Genomic DNA, 18833 nt, shown 5'->3' on the forward strand with positions numbered 1-18833 from the left:
GGCCGCGCCGATGCCTGAGGCGAAGGATCCGCTGCGCTACTTCCGGATCGAGGCGAGGGAACTGGTCGACCAGATCAGCTCCGGCGTGCTCGACCTGGACCAGCGGCCCGGCCCGGAACCGGTGGCACAGCTGCTGCGGGCCGCGCACACCCTCAAGGGCGCCGCCCGGGTGGTCAAGCAGAAGGAGATCGCCGACCACGCGCACGCGTTCGAGGAGATCCTCGTCCCGCACCGCGGCGAGGCCGCCGTGCCGATGGCCGCCGAGGAGATGCGGGAGCTGCTGCGCCTCAACGACGAGATCGCGGCCCGGGTCGGCGCGCTGGAGAAACCGCCGGCGCCGCCCGCCGTGGCCGCCGGCCCGGCCGAGACGCCCGCCGTGCCCGAGCGGGAGGAGATCACGGTCAACCCGCGGGCGGCGACCGCGGACCTCGACGATCTGCTGGACGCGATCGGCGAGACCAACACCCGGATGGCGCCGCTGCGGACCGGATGCGACACCGTCGAACGGCTGCACCGGACCGCCGAAGGGCTCGCCGACCAGTTACGGGCCGGGCGTACCGGCGCGGGCGCGCAGGCGTCGGCGGAACGGCTGGCCGGGGAGCTCGGCTCGGCCAGCCGCCGGTTCATCGACGCCGTCGACCAGATCGAACGGGAGCTCGACGACGTCCGGGCCAAGGCCGAAGGGCTGCGGCTGGTGCCGGTCAGCACGATCTTCACCGCGCTGCGGCGGGCCGTCCGGGACGCGGCCGACGCGGAGGGCAAACGGGTCCGGTTCGACGCCCGGGGCGGCCAGATCCGGATGGGCGCACACCTGCTCGGGCCGGTCAGCGGCGCGTTCCTGCACGTGGTGCGCAACGCGGTGGTGCACGGGATCGAACCGGAGGACGTCCGGCTGGCGACCGGGAAACCGGCCGAGGGAACGGTGACCCTCGAAGTGGAGCGGCGAGGGCGGTACGCGGCGTTCCGGTGCGCCGACGACGGGCGCGGGTTCGATCTGGAGGCGTTACGGCGTACCGCGCAGGCTCGTGGTCTTCTGGCGCCCGGCGGCACCACGCCGGAGACCCGGGACCTGCTCGATCTGGTGCTGCACGGCGGCATCAGCACGGCTCCGGCGGTCACCGAGGTGTCCGGGCGCGGCATCGGCATGGACGCGGTCCGGGAGGTCGCCGCCCAGTTGAAGGGCGAGGTGCAGGTACGCAGCGAACCGGGCGCGGGCGCCGTCGTCGAGTTGGTGTTCCCGCTGGCGCTGCTCGCCATGACCGGGCTGAACGTGGAGGCGGGCGGCACCCTCGCCACCGTGCCGCTGGACGTGGTGCGCGGCTGCGTGCGGCTGAGCGCCGAGGAGGCGGCGAGCGCGGCGATCACCGGCCGGATCGTGTACGACGGCAGCGCCGCCCCCTTCCTGCCGCTGACCGAGGCCCTGTACGCCGGCTCGACCGTCCCCGGCGACGCGCCCGGTCTCGGCGCCGCCGTCGTCATGAACGGCGACGCGGGGCTGTTCGCGGTCGGCGTGGACCGGCTGGCGGGCACGTCCGTCCTGGTCGCCCGCCCGCTGCCGGACCTGGCCCCCGCCTCGCCGGTGATCGGTAGCGTGTCGGTCGACGCCGACGGCAATCCGCGCCTGGTGCTGGACCCGCAGGGGCTGGCCGACGAGGTGGCCCGCGGGCACGCGGCCGGCGCCCGCACGGAGGCGACCGCCTCGGCGCCGCTGCCGATCCTGGTGGTGGACGACTCGCTCACCACCCGGATGCTGGAGCGCAGCATCCTGGAGTCGGCCGGGTACGAGGTCGACCTGGCCGCGTCCGGTGAGGAGGCTCTGGAGAAGGCCGGCGCCCGCCGGTACGGGCTGTTCCTCACCGACATCGACATGCCCGGCATCAACGGCTTCCAGTTCGTCGAACGCACCCGCGCCGATCCGAGGCTGGCCGGGGTCCCGGCCATCCTGGTCAGCTCCCGGGCCAGCGCCGCCGACCGGGACCGCGGCCGGGCCGCCGGAGCCAGCGCCTACGTGGTCAAGGGCGAGTTCGACCAGGTGCAGTTGCTGTCGCACATCAGGAGGCTGGTGGTGCGGTCATGACCGAGTGCACCGAACGGCAGCCACCGCGACATGCCGGAGACGCCGCCGGTGAGGGCAGCGAGGGCATGGCCCACGGAGCACAGTCATGACGCGGGTGCTGATCGTCGAGGACTCCGCGACCATGCGGCACCACCTGCGGGAGGCGCTCGCCCCGGACCCGCAGCTGGAGATCATCGGGGAGGCGGCCGACGGGTTGCGGGCGGTGCAGATGACCGCCCGGCTGCGGCCCGACGTGATCACGATGGACATGATGCTGCCCGGGATCAGCGGGCTGGCCGCCACCGAGCAGATCATGGCCGAGCACCCGACCCCGATCCTGGTGGTGTCGTCGGCGGACCGGGAGGAGTCGTTCAGCACGTACAACGCGCTCGCCGCCGGGGCGGTGGACGTGATGGAGAAGCCGCGCGGGGACGACTCGGACGCGGACTGGGCGATGCGGTTGCGTACCTCGCTGCGGCTGGTCGCCCGGATCCGGGTGATCACCCATCCGCGGGCCCGGCTGGACGGCCGGATCCCCTCCGCGGTCCCGGCGGCGGTGCCGGTGCCGATCCCGGCGGCCGGCGGCAGCCTGTCCGTCGTCGCGATCGGCGCCTCCACCGGTGGGCCGGCCGCCCTCACCGAACTGCTGCGCACCCTGCCCCGCAACTTCCATCCGCCGGTGCTGTGCGTCCAGCACATCGCCGCGAGCGAGCAGTTCGCCGAGGCGTTCTCCGACTGGCTGGGCGGGCAGACGTCGCGCGACGTGCGGTACGCGGTCGACGGCACCCCGATCGGCAGGTGTGGCGGGCAGATCCTGCTCGCTCCCCCGGACCGGCACCTGTTCGTCCGCGACCAGCTGCTGCGGCTCAGCGTCGGCCCGCCCCGGCACTCCTGCCGGCCGTCGGTGGACGTGTTGTTCGAGTCGGTGGCCGAGGAGTTCGGGCCGACCGCGGCCGGCTGCCTGCTCACCGGGATGGGCCGGGACGGCGCGAGCGGGCTGTTGCAGATGCGCGGGCGCGGCGCGGTCACCTTCGCTCAGGACGAGGGCAGTTGCACGGTGTACGGGATGCCGCGGGAGGCGGCGCTGATCGGGGCGGCCCAGCATGTGCTGCCGCCCGCCCGGATCGCTTCCCGGCTGGGTGAACTGCACGTCATGGCGGTACGCCGATGAAACCGACCGTGCTGATCGTCGACGACAGCCTGACCGTGCGGATGGATCTGCACGAGGCGTTCTCCGACGACGGGTTCGCCACCATCCTGTGCGCCACCGGGGCCGAGGCGCGCAGCGCGTTCGCCGGGGCGCCGTTCGACGCGGCGGTGCTGGACGTGCTGCTGCCCGACGCCGACGGGCTGGAACTGCTCACCGAACTGCGGCACACCCCGGGCCGGGACGGGGTGGTGACGATGCTGCTGTCCAGCGAGAACGAGGTGAACGACCGGCTGGCCGGGCTGCGGATCGGCGCCGACGAGTACGTGGGCAAGCCCTACGACGCGGGGTACGTGGTGGCCCGTACCCGGCAGTTGCTCGGCGAGAACCCGGACCGGGCCGCCGACCGCACCACCGTCCTGGTCATCGACGACAGCATGACGTTCCGGGAGGAGCTGCGGGACCTGCTGGAGCCCGAGGGCTACACGGTGCTGACCGCGACCGGCGGTGAGGAGGGCCTGCGGATGGCCGCCGACCGCCGCCCGCACGCGATCATCGTCGACGGGGTGATGCCCGGCATCGACGGCGCCACCGTGATCCGCCGGATCCGCCTCGACCCGGCCCTGCGCGACACCCCGTGCCTGCTGATGACGGCCGCCGACGACTACGCGACCGAGATGCAGATGCTGGACGCCGGCGCCGATGCGTTCGTGCGCAAGCAGCAGGACCTCGCGGTGGTGCTGGCCAAGCTGGCGGTGGTGCTGCGACAGAGCGCCGAGCAGTTGCCGATCGAGGCGATCGGTGGCGTGCACGGGCCGGGCAAGGTGCTGACCGTCAGCCCGGACCGGACCGCGCTGGAGCTGTGGGGCGACTCGCTGCGCGCCGACGGCTACGACGTCGTCCGGGCCACCGGCATCGAGGAGACCCTGGAGTTGCTCGCCGCCCAGCCGGTCGACTGCATCGTCCTCGGTTTCGACCACGACATCGACCGGGCCCGCGACGACTGCAGGAAGCTGCGCGCCGTCCCGGAGATCGGTCACCTGCCGCTGGTGATGACCGGGGCCGAGGAGCGGATGCTGGACTGCCTGGCGGCCGGCGCCGACGACTACGTGTGCGACAGCGACGTGCTGGAGGGCCTGCGGATCCACGTGCGCGCGCAGATCCGCCGCAAGCAGTCGCACGACGAGGCCCGGCGGATCCGTGAGGAGCTGATGCGCCGGGAGCTGGACGCGGCCGAGGAACGGGCCGCCCGGCAGCTCGCCGAGACCCGGGCGGCGCTGGTCGAGGAGCTGGAATGGCGCAACCGGGAGCTGGAGGCGTTCTCCGGCTCGGTCTCCCACGACCTGCGCGGCCCGCTCCAGGTGATCAGCAGTTTCGCCGAGCACCTGCTCGAGGAGGAGGAGGAACCGATCGGCGAGATCACCCGGCACCGGCTGACCCGCATCCACGCGGCCGCGATGCGGATGGCCGATCTGGTGGAGTCGCTGCTGATCCTGGCCCGCGCCAGCCGCGGCGACCTGCGCCGGGCGGAGTTCGACATGACGGCGACGGCACGCCAGGTGGTCGCCGAGGTCGCGGCTCGCGACCCCGACCGCCAGGTCGACTTCACGGTACGGGAGGACATGACGGCCGACGCCGACGAGGGCCTGGTCCGGGTGATCCTGGAGAACCTGATCAACAACGCGGTGAAGTTCAGCGGCCGGGTCGAGCATCCGGCCGTCGAGGTGGGCAGCGACGGCGACCGCTACTACGTGCGCGACAACGGCGCCGGTTTCCCGGCGGAGCAGGCGGGTTCGCTGTTCCGCCCGTTCGCCCGGCTGCACGACGCCCGCGACTTCCCCGGCACCGGCATCGGCCTGACCACCGTGCACCGGGCGGTGGAACGGCACGGCGGCGAGATCTGGGCGGAGAGCGAGATCGGCCGGGGCGCGACGTTCTGGTTCACGCTGCCGCCGGCTCAGGACCACACCGGCCCGGAGCGGCGCGGAGGTACGCGCCGCTCCGGGTGACGGTCACTTGACGTACGCCAGCCCGTCCGAGATCACCCACGGGCGGCCGGCGGTGCCCTGCGCGACGACGGCGACGGTGTGCTTGCCGTACGCCAGGTTGCGGGTCCACACGGCCTGCCGGTACAGCGTCGCCGACGACTTGAGGTCCACGGTCGCCACCTTCACGTTGTCGACGTAGATGTCGGCCAGGCCGGAGACGCTGGTCCTCTGGAACAGCAGAGCCGCCGAGTTGCCGGTGAAGGTCCAGGTCAGCTTGCTGTTCTTGACCTTCGTCGAGAGGACGTTGCTGTTCAGGTTGGAGGTTCCGCCGCCCCCCGACCAGGTGCCCGTGCGGGTCGCCGACGTCTCCGGGGCGAGGACCACGGTGCGGGTGTACGGGAACGGGCGGGCGTTGCCGACGTGGTCCCGCGCCGTCAGGCTGTACGCGGTCGCGACGCCCGGCTTGACGGTCGGCGACCAGCTGGTGGCGGTGCCGGCCAGGGCCGCCGTCTGCGGCTGGGTCACCTGGATCCAGCTGACCTTGACGTTGTCGGTGGCCCGGAACCAGACCGTGACCGGAGCGGCGGTGGCGCTGTAGGTGCCGGTCCGCAGGACGGTGAACGGCGACGTGGTGAACGTCGGGGCGGTCGGGTCACCGGTCACCGGGTAGCCCGCGCCGGGCAGCGTGACACCAGAGGAGTGGACCGCCCGGACCGACACTGTGTGCTTGCCCGCCGGGACCGCCACGGCGGCGCTGCGGGCAGCGGGCGGCGCGGATCCCACCTTCGTGCCGTCGACCAGCAGGTCGAAGCCGGTCAGGCCGGCCGCCGGGTTGTCGGTGTACGACCAGTTCGCGGTCACCGACTTCTGGACGTACGGCGCACCGTCGATCATCGTGGCGCCGGTCAGCGGCGTGGCCGCGAAGTTCGCGGCGGTCCGGATCCGCAGCGACGGCAGCTGGGCGTAGAGCTTGTCGCCGGGGCACTCGGTGGCGTAACCGTCCCGGTGCCCGGAGATCCGCTCGAAAGAGTGCACGGTGCCCTCCGGCCACTTGCCCTCGGTGCCGCGCTGGGTGAGCTCGACCGTCGTCATCGGGTCGAAGCCGTACGCGCCGAGCCGGGCCGCGGCCACCTTGGCGACGGTCGCCTGGGCGGCCGCGCTCGCCTCGATCGAGGTGTAGGTGCCGATGACGGCGATGCCCGTCGTGTCGGTGTTGAAGCCGTAGGTGTGCGCGCCGATCACCGGCTTGTCCACCCCGCCGACCCGGCCCTCGAAGAGGGTGCCGCACTTGTCGACCAGGTAGTTGTAGCCGATGTCGGACCACTTCTCGACGTTGACGTGCCAGCGCTGGATGCCGCGGACGATGTCGTCGGACTGGTCGCAGGTGTAGTCGTCGCCCGCCGGGTCGGCCGTGTGGTGCACGAACACCGCCCGGACCGCGCTGCCGACGGTGATGTCGGGCACCACGATGCTCTCGTCGGCACCCCACTGGGCGCGGGAGACGTAGGACGGGAGCGCCGGGACGGCAGCGGGAGCCGCGGCCGCGGTGGCCTGCGCCGACGGCGATCCGCTGGGTGCGGCCATGCCGCCGCCCTGACCGCCGGTGCTCTTCGCCTCCCGGCCGGTGTCGATCATGGCGATCCGCAGGCCGGCCGGCAGCGGCTCGACCTTCCCGGCCGCCGGCACGATCCGCGCGGCCACCCCGTTCGACGGGCCGACCCACAGCGGCGAGGTCGCCCCGCTGCCCGGCCGCTGCCCCTCGCTGCCCCGGTCCGGGCCGCGCTCGCTCACCTCGAGGGTCCGCCAGTCCGACCAGCGGCCGGTCGCCGCACTGCGGGTCTTCACCTGCATGGCGCCGGCCGGCACGGCGGCCGGGTCGGTCCAGGCGATGCCGAGCATGCTGAACGTCTCGGTGGAGCGCTGCGGCACGTCGAGCTTGGTGGCCGTGGTGGTCTTCGGTGCGATGTCCAGCGAGCGCAGCGCCGTCTCGGCCTTCGGCGGCGCCGTGGTGCCGGCCGGCTTCGGCAACGTGACCGGCTCCACCTCCCGGTCGGTGGCCGGCACGGCCACCGCCACCGCCTGTGTCGTCGCGGGCTCCGCGGACGACGGCGCCGACGTCCGGTTCAGGATCGCGACACCCCCGCCCGCCGCGAGCACGGCCACCGCCGCGCCCACCCCGATCGCCAGCTTCCGTTGCATTCCCGTGTCCCCCGCGTCGATCGACATCCGTTGTGGGCGTGAACGCTACCGGACGGTCCGGCCCCGTTCCGTCCCGCGGTTACCCCGGCCGGTTCCCACGGCTGTGTCAGCGGCGCTGGGACAGCGGTGAGAACCGGCCGGGGTCTGGCCGTCGACCCCGGCCGGCCGTTCGGTGACGGGGATGGACGGTCAGTCGGTGCCGAGGGCGGTCACCGGGCTCACCTTCGCGGCGCGGCGGGCCGGCAGCACTCCGGCCAGCGCGGTCAGCGCCACCAGCACCAGGAACACCGCGAGAAGCTGCCACCCGGGGAAGGTGAGCGGCGCGTCCAGGCCGATGGCGGAGACGGCGAGCCAGGCGTACGGGACCCCGAGGACGAGCCCGAGGACCGCGCCGATCACCCCGTACAGGGCGGACTCGGTGGTCAGCATGGCGTGCAGGCTGCCGCGGGGCATCCCGACCGCGCGCAGCAGGCCGGACTCCCGGACCCGTTCGACCACCGACAGCGCGGTGGTGGCGCCCACCCCGACGACGGCGATCAGCACGGTCAGCCCGATCAGCGCCAGGGCGATCACCATCAGCATGGTGAACGCTTCGGAGACCTGGTCGCGCTGGTCGGCGAGGACCTCGACACTGAGTTCCGGCTGGGCCGCGGCGGCGGTCCGCAGCACGCGCAGCCCCTCGGTCCGGCCGTCCTCGCCGGCGCCGGACGCGTCGGCGAGCAGCCCGGTCGGCGCGGCGGGCACACCGAGACCGGTCAGGTCGGACGGGTCGAGCACGATCTGGCTGTGCAGCGGGGCGTCGCCGCCGAGGACGGCGGCGATCGTCACCCGTACCTGCTTGCTCTTCTGCGAGACGGTGACCTGGTCGCCCACGCCGAGCCCGTCCATCTCCGCGAGCCAGCCGGCGATCACGGCCTTGCCGGGGCCGGCGTCGGTGATCGCACCGGACCGGACGTCGAGCTGGCTGAACCGGGGCACGGCCGTCATCGACACGTCGGTGACGATCGCCTGTTCGAGGGTGCCGACCTTGGGTCCTTCGACCCACCGGTACGCCGCGACGTGCGCCAGTTCGCCACTCTGTGCCGCCCGCTCCACGATCCCCGGCCGCAGCGTGGTCCCGTCGGTGCCCTTGAGCTCGAAGTCGGCCGGCGCGGACGCCACCGTCTCGCGCTCGGACAGCACCCGGATCGAGTCGCCGCCGACCAGCACCCCGGCGACCAGGGTGACACCGAGCGAGACCACCACCGACACCGCCGCCGCCCGCCGGGCGCTGCCACCGACGCCGCCGACGGCGAGTCGCCCGACCGGGCCGAACCAGCTCAGGGGCTTTCCGGCCAGCACCAGCACCGGCCGGACCAGCACCGGGCCGAGAGCGATCAGGGCGATGAACGCCAGAGCGCCGGACGCCACGACGGCGAGCAGCATCTTCTCCGCCGGATAGTCCTCCGCGTTCGGGCCGGGCAGGTTGGCCCGGACCAGACCGGCGACACCGGCAGCGGCCAGCGCGAACAGCAGCCCGGTGACTCCGCGCAGCCGGCCGATGCCCTGCTTGGCGCCGGTGCTCGCGGCGGACCGCAGCGCTTCCAGCGGCGCCACCCGGGCCGCGGAGAACGCCGGGGCGAGCACGGCCAGGATCGTGATCACCACCGCGAGCAGGATCGTCCCGGCCGCCTCGGCCAGGGGATATCCGGGCCGCGCCACCGTGAACCCGAAGGCGCTGAGCACCGGCGGGAGCAGGTGGCCGACGGCCAGGGCGGCGAGTACCCCGGTGACCCCGGCTACCAGGCCGGTGAGCGCCCCTTCGGCGGCCAGGGCCCGGGCCAGCGCACCCCGGCCGGCGCCGACCGCACGGAGCAGGGCGAGCTGCCGCATCCGCTGGGCGAACACGATCCGGAAGGTGGAGGCGGCGATCAGGCCGGCCGCCACCACGGCGACCGCCACGAACACGCCGACCACGATGAACAGCTGGTCGATCTGCTCGGCGGCGTTGCGGGCCTCCTCGAGCCGGACGTCGGCCCCCGTGGCCACCTCCGGCGTGAGCTCGGGATTCTTGTTCGCGGTCAGCGCGCGGAGCTGCGCGGCGACCGCGTCCGCATCGGCGCCGGAGTCGAGGCGCACGTCCAGACGGTTCAGCCACTCACCGCCGTTGAGCCGGTTGACCGTCGCCACCGACCCGTACGCGAGGAAGCCGAAGTCGTCGCGCGTCTTCACCACGCCGACCACGGTGAGTTTCACGCTCTTGCCGTCGCTGCTCTCCATCGTGACGCCGGCGCCCACGCGCAGCGCCATCCGCTCGACGGTGCGCGGCGTGACCGCGATCTCGCCGGTCGCCGCCGGGAACCGGCCCTCGGCGACGGTGACGACGCTCAGCGGGCCGCTGCCCGGGTCGGTCTGGATCACCAGCGGGCCGGCCGGGGTCCGGGAGCCGGCCTCGTTGCGGGCGGCCACCTCGGCGACCCCGGGCACCGCCCCGATCGCGGTCAGCTGCTTCGTGGTGAGCCCACCGCCGGTGACGACCAGGTCGACCGTCTCGGGGGTGCCGCTGAGCCCGTTGAGGACGCTGCGCTCGGTGATCTGCTGGGCCAGCACCGTCGCGTACACCACGAACGAGGCGACGAGCACGGCCAGGCCGGTGAGCAGGAGCCGGGAGGGCCGTCTGCCGACCCCGGCGAGCTGGGTGCGCAGGACCACGTTCATCGGCCGGCCGCCAGGTTCTGCAGGGCCTCGGTGACGGTGGCGATGCTCGGCTGCTGGATCTCGCCCGCGAGGCGGCCGTCGGCGAGCATCACGACCCGGTCCGCGTACGCCGCCGCGGCCGGATCGTGGGTGACCATGACGATCGTCTGCCCCAGGTCCCGCGCCGAGTTCCGCAGCAGGTTCAGCACCTCGGCGCCGGCCCGGGAGTCCAGGTTGCCGGTCGGCTCGTCGGCGAACACCACCTCGGGCCGGGACACCAGCGCCCGGGCCAGCGCGACCCGCTGCTGCTGGCCGCCGGAGAGCTCGCTGGGCAGGTGGCCGAGCCGCCCGGCCAGGCCGAGCGTGGTGATCAGCCGGTCGTGGAACTCGGCGTCCGGCTTGCGGCCGGCCAGGTCGAGCGGGAGCGTGATGTTGGCGGCCGCGGTGAGCTGCGGCAGCAGGTTGAACGACTGGAAGACGAACCCGATCCGTTCCCGGCGGGCCTTGGTGAGCGCCTTGTCCGGCTGCTTCGTCAGGTCGGTGCCGCCGAGCAGCACCTGGCCGGAGGTGGCCGTGTCGAGCCCGGCGAGGCAGTGCATGAGGGTGGACTTGCCGGAGCCGGACGGGCCCATGATGGCGGTGAACCGGCCGCGCTCGAAGCCCACGGTGACGCCGTCGAGAGCGCGGACCGCGGTGTCGCCGGCGCCGTACACCTTCACCAGGTCCACGGCCGCGACCGCCGCCAGGCCGTCACGGTCCGCCACGGGTGAGGACTGCCTCTGCATGAATGCTCCAAGCTTGCTGGGAAACGACTCGATGGATCCTGGTTGATCGCCGCAACCACCACATCCCCCCGGCGTCAGGGAGGCCTCTCTTACTTTCGGCCGATGGGCGCGGGCCCTCCGACGCCTACGCTGGGTGACGATGATGAACCACACCCTGTTCCGGATGGGCCAGCTCGCCGCCCTCGGCGCCCTGGCGGTGCTCGGCCTGATCGACGTGCAGGGCGGCATCACCGCCGAGGGTGTGGACGTCGGGTTGTGGCGGGTGGCGACAGCGATCGGCACCGCGGCGGTCTGGCTTCCCGCGCACCGGCCGGACTCGATGTTCCTGCCCCGGGCCGGGCTCGTGCTGGGAGCGCATTCGCTGCTGCTGACCGCGTTCCTCCACCGGCGCGCCGACGGCGACTCGATCTGGGGCCTGGCCGAGTCCGCGGCGCTGCTCGGGGTGCTGATGGTGACTGCCCGCCGGGGCCGCACGCTGCTCGCCGTCCCCGCGGTGGCGGTGCTGCTGATGGCCGTGTCGGCGACACCGCTGCGGGCCGGTTTCTCGCCCAGTCAGAGCCTGGTGTACTGCCTGATGCAGGCGCTCGCCGGGACCGCGGCCATCGGGATCGGCGTCTACCTGCGCACCCTGGAAGGCAACCGGCAGCGGGCCGTCGACGCGGTCCGGGCCGAGCAGCGCGCCGAGTTCGCCCGCGACCTGCATGACTTCATCGCCCACCACGTGACCGGCATCGTGGTGCAGGCGCAGGGCGCCCGGTTCATCGCCGAGCAGGATCCGAAGCGGGTGCTGCTGGCCCTGGAGCAGATCGAGCAGGCGGGCGCGGAGACGATGGCGTCGATGCGCCGGATGGTCGGGGTGCTGCGGGACTCCGAGTCGCGGCCGGACGCGCCGCTCGCCCCGATCGCCGGGGTCGGTGACCTGCACGCGCTCGTCGAGCAGTTCACCGCCGCCGGCGGGCCGCCGGCCCGGCTGCACCTGGACGCCGACGTGTCGGGGCTGGCGGTGGAGGTGTCGACGTCGGCGTACCGGGTGGTGATGGAGGCGCTGACGAACGCCCGGCAGCACGCGCGGGACGCGACGGTGGTGGACGTGTGGCTCACCCGTACCCCCACGCACTTGATGGTCCGGGTGACCAACGACGGACCCGCACCCCGCCCGCAGACCCCTCGCGACCGGCAGGGTTATGGTCTCGTCGGCCTCGCCGAGCGGGTCCGCGCGGTGGGTGGGCGGATCACCGTGGGGCCCGGCGTCGGCGGCGGATGGGTCGTCGACGCGGTGCTGCCGCTGGAGTGGAGTGAATCGTGATCAGGGTGATGATCGCCGACGACCAGGCCATGGTCCGGACCGGCTTCGGAATGATCATCGGGGCGCAGCCGGACATGGAGGTGGTCGGGGAGGCCGCCGACGGGGTCGAGGCGGTGGCCGAGGCGCGGCGGCTGAGACCGGACGTGGCGCTGATGGACATCCGGATGCCGCGGATGGACGGGTTGCAGGCGCTGCGGCTGCTGGCCGGCCCGGATGTGGCGGATCCGGTGAAGGTGGTCGTGGTGACCACCTTCGACCTCGACGAGTACGTGCATCAGGCGCTGCTCGGCGGCGCGGCCGGGTTCCTGCTCAAGGACTCCGGCCCCGCGCTGCTGATCGAGGCGGTCCGGGCGGCGGCCTCCGGGGACGCCCTGGTCAGCCCGTCGATCACGGTACGGCTGTTGCGTCACCTGGCGGCTCCGCAACCGTCCGGCGGCGACGGCGGCCTGTCCCCGCGGGAGCTGGAGGTGGTCCGGCTGACCGCCCGCGGCCAGACCAACGCGGAGATCGCCGGTGAGCTGTTCATCTCGGTCGGCACCGTGAAGACCCACCTCGGCAGCATCCACGGCAAGCTCGGCACCCGGAACCGGGTGGAGATCGCGGCGTGGGCCTGGGAACGCCGTTTGGTCTCCTGATGGGGGATCTTTTGCCCTATCACCCCCGAAGCTTCGTGATCCGTTATACAAAGGTCCTGGTCAGAGCCGATCAGATGGGGAGATCGGCCCGGTCTTCGAGCCGGTCTCCCCGCCTCTGCGCCGTTCGTGCCGGCCGGGTGCACAGCCAGCACCCGGCGACCACGAGCGCGAATCCGGCGATCGTGCCGGGGCCGATCGGCTCGTTCAGCAGGATCACGCCGAGCAGCACCGCGACCACCGGGTTGACGTAGGTGACCAGGCCCGCCCGGTTCGGCCCGACCAGCGCGATCAGCCGGTAGAAGGCGAGCAGCGCGGCCGCCGTGCAGAACACGCCGAGCACCGCGAGCGACGCCCACGCCCGACCGCTGACCGGTTCGGTGGGCAGCGCGAGCAGGCTGACCGGCAGTAGGACCAGCGACGTGATCACGGTGGTGCCCACGGTCAGCGCCTCCGGCGGCAGGTCCGAGGCGCGGCGCTGCACCAGGATGGTGGCGTAGGCGTAACTCACCGCGGCGGCCAGCACCATCGCGGCGCCGAGCAGGCCGTACGCGTCACCGCCCAGGTCCAGGCCGACCAGCACGACCACCCCGGCGAACCCGGCGACCAGCCCGGCCATCCGGATCCGGGTCAGCGGCTCGGTCTTCGACAGCAGCAGCGCGATGACCACCGGCTCGACCGCGATCAGGATGCCGGTCAGCGACGAGGTGATGTGCTGCTCGCCGTAGGTGATCAGCAGGAACGGCCCGATGATGTGCACCGCCGAGATCAGCGCCACCACCCGGAGGTGGCCGCGCAGCGAGCCGAGGGTGCCGCGCAGCAGGGCGACCGGGATGAGGACGGCGGCGGCGATGGCGACGCGCCCGGCGACCACCAGGACCGGCGACAGGTCGTCGATCGCGATCTTGATGAGGAGGTACGGGATGCCCCAGAGGAACGAGACCGCGGCGAACAGGAGCCAAGCTTGACGATTCACGCTGTCAGCCTGCCCGCGTACGGTAGTAAGCGGAAGCGGTCACCTACTGATGCCGTGTTAAGGAGAACTGATGATCGACAGCCGTCGTCTCCAGGCGCTCGCCGCTGTCGCGCGGCACGGCAGCTTCAACCGCGCCGCCGCCGAGCTGCGGCTCACCCCGTCCGCCGTCTCCCAGCAGATCAGCGCCCTGGAACGGGCCGTCGGCACCGCCGTGGTCCGGCGCAGCACCCGCGGCGTCGAGCTGACCGAGGCCGGCCGGGTGCTCACCGAGACCGCCGACACCATCGCCGCCGAACTGCTCACCGCCGAACGCGAGATCGCCCGGCTCGCCGCCGCCCGGCGCTTCACCGTGGCCACCTTCACCAGCGGCGGCCAGCGGATCCTGCCGCCCGCGCTGACCCGGTTCACCGCCGAGCACCCCGAGGTGGAGCTGACCGTCGTCGAGAGCGAGCCGGAGGACAGCCTGCCGCTGGTGCGCGCCGGCGCCGCCGACCTCGCGCTGCTCTACCACTTCGAGACCGGGCCGCTGCCGATGCCGGCCGGGGTGGAGTGGACGCCGCTGGCCGACGACCCGATGTGGATCGTGCTGCCGGCCGGGCACCGGTTCGCCGGGCGCGACCACCTGACCCTCGCCGAGCTCGCCGGGGAGCGCTGGGTGCACGGCTGTCTGTCGGTCGGCGAGATGCTGGAGCACTACGCGGCGCTCGCCGGTTTCCCGGTGCGGACCGCGTGCCGGGGCACCGACTACCAGTTCGCCCAGTCGCTGGTCCGGGCCGGCGTGGGCATCTCGATGATCCCCGAGGTGGCGCTCACCGCCGACGCGTCCGGACTGACCGCGGCCCGCCTGCTGCCGCCGGGTCCGTGCCGTTACGTGGGCGTCGCCACCAGCCGCCGGCGGCGCACCGACCCGCTGGTGGGGACCCTGCTGCGGATGCTGCACGAGACCGTCGGCGCGCTGCCCGCCGCCCCGCTGACCGCGGCGTGACGGTCAGCCCGCGGCGAGCGCGAGAAGGCGCTGGATCTGCTTCTGCCGCGCCGCGCGCATGCGTTCGGCGAGATCGACCGCCCGGGGGTACGAACCACCGGCGACCTCCATCCGGATGGTCTCCATGCCGTTGTGCAGATTGCCGAGCAGCAGCGCCACGGCCGCACGGTCGAAGTCGGCGCCCCGATGCCCGCTGAGCCCCTGGAAGTCCTCCTCGCGCAGCGCGTGCAGATCGCCGTGCCCGGCGTGCGCCCCGGCCGACGGGTCGGCGGCCTCCGGGCGGCCCCAGCCGCGGAGCCAGTCCCGCATCGTCGCGGCCTCGGCGCTCCACTGGGTCCGCAGTTCCGCGGCGATCGTACGGATCTCGGTGTTCCCCGCCCCGGCCTCGGCGATCCCGGCCAGCCGCTCCCCCTCGGCGATCTGAGCGAGCCCCATCTGCAGGAACATCACGTCGGTGTCGTTGTGCGGGGCGTCCGCCGCCGGGGTGCCACATGCCCCCGACAGCAGCACCAGCAGGCACACCAGGACGAACCGCAGACCGGCGTGCGGAGTTCGGCCGCCAGGCGCGCCCGAACTCCCCACGCCGAAGGGTGCTAGACGGCGGCCCACAGCGCCGCGGTGTGCGGGGGCTCCCAGCCGGCGAGCGCGGTGTGCGCCTGCCGGCACTGGTAGGAGGCGCCGTTGTAGGTGACCCGGTCGCCCACCCGGTACGCCTTGCCCGCCGCCCACGTCGTCGTGCCGGACGTGGCCGTGGGCGTCGGGGTCGGGTTGCTGGTCGGCGTCACGGTCGGGGTGGGGCCGGGGGTGGTCGGCGTCGGGGTGGGGGTGGTCGGGGTCGGGGTCGGGTTGCCGCCGGTGCCGCCGATGTTGAGGTCCACGCACGAGTAGAAGGCGTTGATCGTGTCGGAGATGTTCCACCGGGCCAGCACCGTCTGCCGCCCGCTGTACCCGGACAGGTTGACGGTGTGCGACTTGGTCGCCCCCGGCTGCGCCCCGCCGTCGTTGAACGACGCGACGAGCCTGTTGCCGATGAAGTACTCCCACGTCGAGGTGGAGTGGCGGGCGGTCAGCACCCAGTTGAAGGTGACGCTGGTGCCGACGTTCGCCGCCGGCCAGCTCTTGGCGGCGTCGTTGAGCACGGTGAACCGGCTGGTGCCGCCGTTGCACTGCATAGAGCCCTTGGGGGCCTCGACGCTCTGCGGCTCGTAGACGATGTCGCCGCAGCCGGAGACCGCGCCGCTGGCGCAGTTGGCCTGCCGGCTGGGCGGCGACGAGACGTAGCCGTGGGCGGACGCCGGGGCGACGGCCACCATCAGGGATCCGCCGACCGCCGCGACGGTCAGCGCGGGAAGTGTGAACCTGCGTCGCATGAACTGCTCCTTGTCCAGGACCGCATCAGGGGGACGTGTTCACCAACGTAAATTAAAGACACCTAACTGTAAACAGTGTTAAGGATTCTTTAGGGTTGCCGCACGCTCAGGCTCGTCCCGTGTCCATGGACCCGTGCGCCGGCGTCCCGCCTGATCTGTCGTACCCGGATGGCATGCTGCGCTCGTGAAGGTGAAGTTCGAGAGCGAGCTGTGGATCTGGGACGCACGCCGCGACGAGACGTGGACGTTCGTCAGCCTGCCGGCGGACGTGTCCGAGGACATCCGGCATCTGACCAGCGGGCTGACCCGCGGCTTCGGTTCGGTGCGGGTCCGCGCCTCGATCGGGGGCAGCTCCTGGACGACGTCGATCTTCCCCGACAAGGCCCGCGACGCCTACGTCCTGCCCGTCAAACGCGCGATCCGCACCGCCGAGTCCCTGACCGCCGGCGACACCGCGTCGGTGACCATCGAGCTCTCAGACGCGTGAGACCTCAACGGTCGAGGTGGGCCGGGCCGGGGCCGGGCGGCCGAAGTGGTGACCCTGGGCGCGGCGGTAACCGAGGCGGTACAGCTCGGCCGCCTGTTCGGCCGTCTCCACGCCCTCCGCCACGGCGACCAGGCCGAGACCGTTGGCGACCTGGATCAGCGAGGTGGCGATGACGGCGTGCCGGCCGGCCATCGTGACGTTCTCGACGAAGGACTTGTCGACCTTGAGGACGCGGACCGGGAGGGTCTGCAGCAGGCCGAGTGACGAGTGGCCGGTGCCGAAGTCGTCGAGGGCGATGGCGATGCCGAGGTCGCTGAGCTCCTGGACGGCCCGGACGGCGGCGCCGCCGCCGAAGACGGCGGTCTCGGTGACCTCGACGACGAGCCGGGCCGGGTGCACGCCGGTCTCCGCCAGGACCGCCGCCACCAGAGCGGCGAAGCCGGGTTCGGCGAGCTGCCGGGCGGACACGTTGACGCCGAACCGTTCGGGGGCGACGCCGTGCCGCCACCAGTCGGCATACTGCAGGCAGGCGGTCCGCAGGATCCACTCGCCCAGTTCGACGATGAGACCGCTGCGTTCGGCGACCGGGATGAAGACGTCCGGGCTGACGTACCCGCGTTCCGGATGCCACCAGCGGATCAGGCTCTCCACGGCGGCGACGTCACCGTGCGGAAGCTCCACGATCGGCTGGTAGACCAGGTGGAACTCGCCCCGGTCGAGGGCGGTGCGCAGCTCGGCGCCGAGACGGGCCTCCTCGTCGGTGCGGTCGTCGAGGCCGGGCGCGTACCGGCGGTGCCGGCCGCCGTCGGCCTTGGCGGCGTACATGGCGACGTCGGCACGGCGCAGGATCTCCACCCGGTCGCCGCCGTCGGCGATGCCGATGCTGGCGCCGACCAGCAGGTCGTGCCCGCCGGCGTGGACCGGCCGGTGGATCGCCGACCGCAGCCGGACCGCGAGGTCCTCGCCGGCGACGGCGCAGGCGGGCAGCAGCACGGCGAACTCGTCGCCGCCCATCCGGGCCGCCACCGCCCCGGCCGGCACCTCGGCCCGGATCCGCTCGGCGACCACGGCGAGCAGATCGTCGCCGACGGCGTGCCCGAACCGGTCGTTGATCGCCTTGAACCCGTCGAGGTCCAGCAGCAGCACCGTCGGCGAGCCCGTCGCGACGGCGCCGGCGAGCCGCTCCTCGAAGGCGCGGCGGTTGGCCAGCCCGGTCAGCTCGTCGTGCATGGCCAGGTCACCGAGCCGGACGGCCTGCGCCCGGACCTGCTGCACGAGACCCCACATCCGGAGCACGACCAGCAGGAACAGCACCATCGCGCCGGAGCCGAGGGACACCCACGCGATCTGCGCGGGGCCGGTGGCGCCCTGGAGGAAGAGCAGGCCGGGGGCGATCAGCGTGAACAGGGCGAGCGTGGTCAGACGGGAGCGGCCGATGCCGTCCGCGCCGAGGGCGGTGTCCGGCCGCTGCCGCATCGACGGGTGCAGGGCGGCGGCGCCCCAGCAGGCGTACGCCACCAGGAAGCCGGAGTCGATGAACCCGCCGGTGTACTCGGCCGTGCTGGACATCGTCGTGTAGACGAGGTCGCAGGTCAGCATCAGGATCGCGCCGATCGACAGCAGGCGCAGGCTGGGGGTGCGGTTCTCCGGGCGGGTCAGCATCCGGGCGACGGCGGTGGTGAGCAGCACGTCGGCGAGCGGGTACGCGATGGTGACGAGCCGTTCCAGCAGCGGGGATCCGGCGTCGGCGAGGGTCGGCCCGACCACCGAGACCCAGAAGATCAGGCCGATGGCGGTGGAGATGATCGCCGCGTCGACGAGGCCGCCGCGTTCCCGGTCGCCGTGACCGCGGCCGAGTCTCGCCAGCGAGGCCCAGAGCAGCGGGTACGCGCCCAGGTACAGGGCGTCGGCCCAGGACGGGTACGGGTATTCGCCGAGCAGCGACTCGGTCACGTCGTACGTGATGTCCCCGCTGACGAAGGTCAGCACCCCCGCCGCGAACAGCAGCCAGGCGCCCCGGTGTTCCGGCCGGTTGCGCCGGACGCCGACGAGCATCGCGGCGACCGACGACAGCCCCACCGCGTTGACGTAGATCTTGGCTTGCAGGGAGTCGTCGGGCAACAGCGGGAAGCACAGGGCGGCGACGACCGCCACCGCCAGCCAGCCCGCCCACAACGACACCCTCGTCAGCACGTTCTTCGCCATCGACCGGGCCCGGCCGCAGTT

General features: G+C 73.1%; 14 protein-coding genes. 7 read left to right on the top strand and 7 right to left on the bottom strand.

Annotated features, from left to right (window positions below; all coding sequences use genetic code 11):
* Positions 1-10 precede the first annotated feature (10 nt).
* The 3 genes from Aut01nite_RS02680 to Aut01nite_RS02690 all read left to right on the top strand — a co-directional run bounded on the left by Aut01nite_RS02680 (position 11) and on the right by Aut01nite_RS02690 (position 5212).
* Positions 11-2077: a hybrid sensor histidine kinase/response regulator gene (locus tag Aut01nite_RS02680; protein ID WP_043533749.1), complete on the top strand. Its 2067-nt coding sequence runs from the start codon at positions 11-13 to the stop codon at positions 2075-2077.
* Positions 2078-2162: 85 nt separating this feature from the next.
* The gene (gene cheB / locus Aut01nite_RS02685; RefSeq protein WP_043533748.1) at positions 2163-3227 is read left to right on the top strand and encodes a chemotaxis-specific protein-glutamate methyltransferase CheB; all 1065 of its coding nucleotides are present in this window, start codon (positions 2163-2165) and stop codon (positions 3225-3227) included.
* The gene (locus Aut01nite_RS02690) at positions 3224-5212 is read left to right on the top strand and encodes a response regulator (protein WP_043533747.1); all 1989 of its coding nucleotides are present in this window, start codon (positions 3224-3226) and stop codon (positions 5210-5212) included. The genes cheB and Aut01nite_RS02690 overlap by 4 nt, the downstream gene beginning before the upstream one ends.
* Before the next feature lie 3 nt (positions 5213-5215).
* Here Aut01nite_RS02690 and Aut01nite_RS02695 read toward each other — a convergent pair whose 3' ends face one another.
* From Aut01nite_RS02695 to Aut01nite_RS02705, 3 genes are all read right to left on the bottom strand, one after another.
* Positions 5216-7390: an N-acetylmuramoyl-L-alanine amidase gene (locus tag Aut01nite_RS02695; RefSeq protein WP_043533746.1), complete on the bottom strand. Its 2175-nt coding sequence runs from the start codon at positions 7388-7390 to the stop codon at positions 5216-5218.
* Positions 7391-7579: 189 nt separating this feature from the next.
* Entirely contained in the window at positions 7580-10087 is a 2508-nt protein-coding gene (locus tag Aut01nite_RS02700; RefSeq protein WP_043533745.1) for an FtsX-like permease family protein, read from the bottom strand.
* The gene (locus tag Aut01nite_RS02705; RefSeq protein WP_043533744.1) at positions 10084-10851 is read right to left on the bottom strand and encodes an ABC transporter ATP-binding protein; all 768 of its coding nucleotides are present in this window, start codon (positions 10849-10851) and stop codon (positions 10084-10086) included. Before Aut01nite_RS02705 ends, Aut01nite_RS02700 begins: the two co-directional genes overlap by 4 nt.
* 139 nt (positions 10852-10990) lie before the next feature.
* Between Aut01nite_RS02705 and Aut01nite_RS02710 the strand changes: the two genes are divergently transcribed.
* Together Aut01nite_RS02710 and Aut01nite_RS02715 are read left to right on the top strand one after the other, a co-directional pair.
* Positions 10991-12157 carry a sensor histidine kinase gene (locus Aut01nite_RS02710; RefSeq protein ID WP_052164685.1) on the top strand — a complete coding sequence of 389 codons (1167 nt, stop codon included), beginning with the start codon at positions 10991-10993 and terminating at the stop codon, positions 12155-12157.
* A complete protein-coding gene (locus Aut01nite_RS02715; RefSeq protein WP_043533743.1) occupies positions 12154-12792 on the top strand; it encodes a response regulator in 639 nt (212 codons plus the stop codon). The genes Aut01nite_RS02710 and Aut01nite_RS02715 overlap by 4 nt, the downstream gene beginning before the upstream one ends.
* Positions 12793-12862: 70 nt before the next feature.
* Here Aut01nite_RS02715 and Aut01nite_RS02720 read toward each other — a convergent pair whose 3' ends face one another.
* A complete protein-coding gene (locus Aut01nite_RS02720) occupies positions 12863-13765 on the bottom strand; it encodes a DMT family transporter (RefSeq protein WP_052164673.1) in 903 nt (300 codons plus the stop codon).
* A gap of 70 nt (positions 13766-13835) precedes the next feature.
* Between Aut01nite_RS02720 and Aut01nite_RS02725 the strand changes: the two genes are divergently transcribed.
* Positions 13836-14750, top strand: a complete 915-nt coding sequence (locus tag Aut01nite_RS02725; RefSeq protein WP_043533742.1) for a LysR family transcriptional regulator — start codon at positions 13836-13838, stop codon at positions 14748-14750.
* 3 nt (positions 14751-14753) lie between these two features.
* Here the strand turns inward: Aut01nite_RS02725 and Aut01nite_RS02730 are convergent, their stop codons facing one another.
* Together Aut01nite_RS02730 and Aut01nite_RS02735 are read right to left on the bottom strand one after the other, a co-directional pair.
* Positions 14754-15332 (bottom strand): DUF305 domain-containing protein, encoded by a 579-nt coding sequence (locus tag Aut01nite_RS02730; protein WP_236643226.1) that lies wholly within the window; start codon positions 15330-15332, stop codon positions 14754-14756.
* An 11-nt stretch (positions 15333-15343) separates the two neighbouring features.
* Positions 15344-16120 carry a lytic polysaccharide monooxygenase gene (locus Aut01nite_RS02735; RefSeq protein ID WP_043533741.1) on the bottom strand — a complete coding sequence of 259 codons (777 nt, stop codon included), beginning with the start codon at positions 16118-16120 and terminating at the stop codon, positions 15344-15346.
* Positions 16121-16304: 184 nt separating this feature from the next.
* Here Aut01nite_RS02735 and Aut01nite_RS02740 point away from each other — a divergent pair, with 184 nt between their 5' ends.
* Positions 16305-16607 (top strand): DUF1905 domain-containing protein, encoded by a 303-nt coding sequence (locus tag Aut01nite_RS02740; RefSeq protein WP_043533740.1) that lies wholly within the window; start codon positions 16305-16307, stop codon positions 16605-16607.
* On the opposite strand, the gene Aut01nite_RS02745 is transcribed toward Aut01nite_RS02740, so the two are convergent.
* A complete protein-coding gene (locus Aut01nite_RS02745; RefSeq protein ID WP_239124587.1) occupies positions 16596-18800 on the bottom strand; it encodes a putative bifunctional diguanylate cyclase/phosphodiesterase in 2205 nt (734 codons plus the stop codon). The genes Aut01nite_RS02740 and Aut01nite_RS02745 overlap by 12 nt on opposite strands.
* Positions 18801-18833: the final 33 nt, after the last annotated feature.

It is taken from the genome of Actinoplanes utahensis (genome assembly GCF_016862455.1).
Taxonomy (GTDB): domain Bacteria; phylum Actinomycetota; class Actinomycetes; order Mycobacteriales; family Micromonosporaceae; genus Actinoplanes; species Actinoplanes utahensis.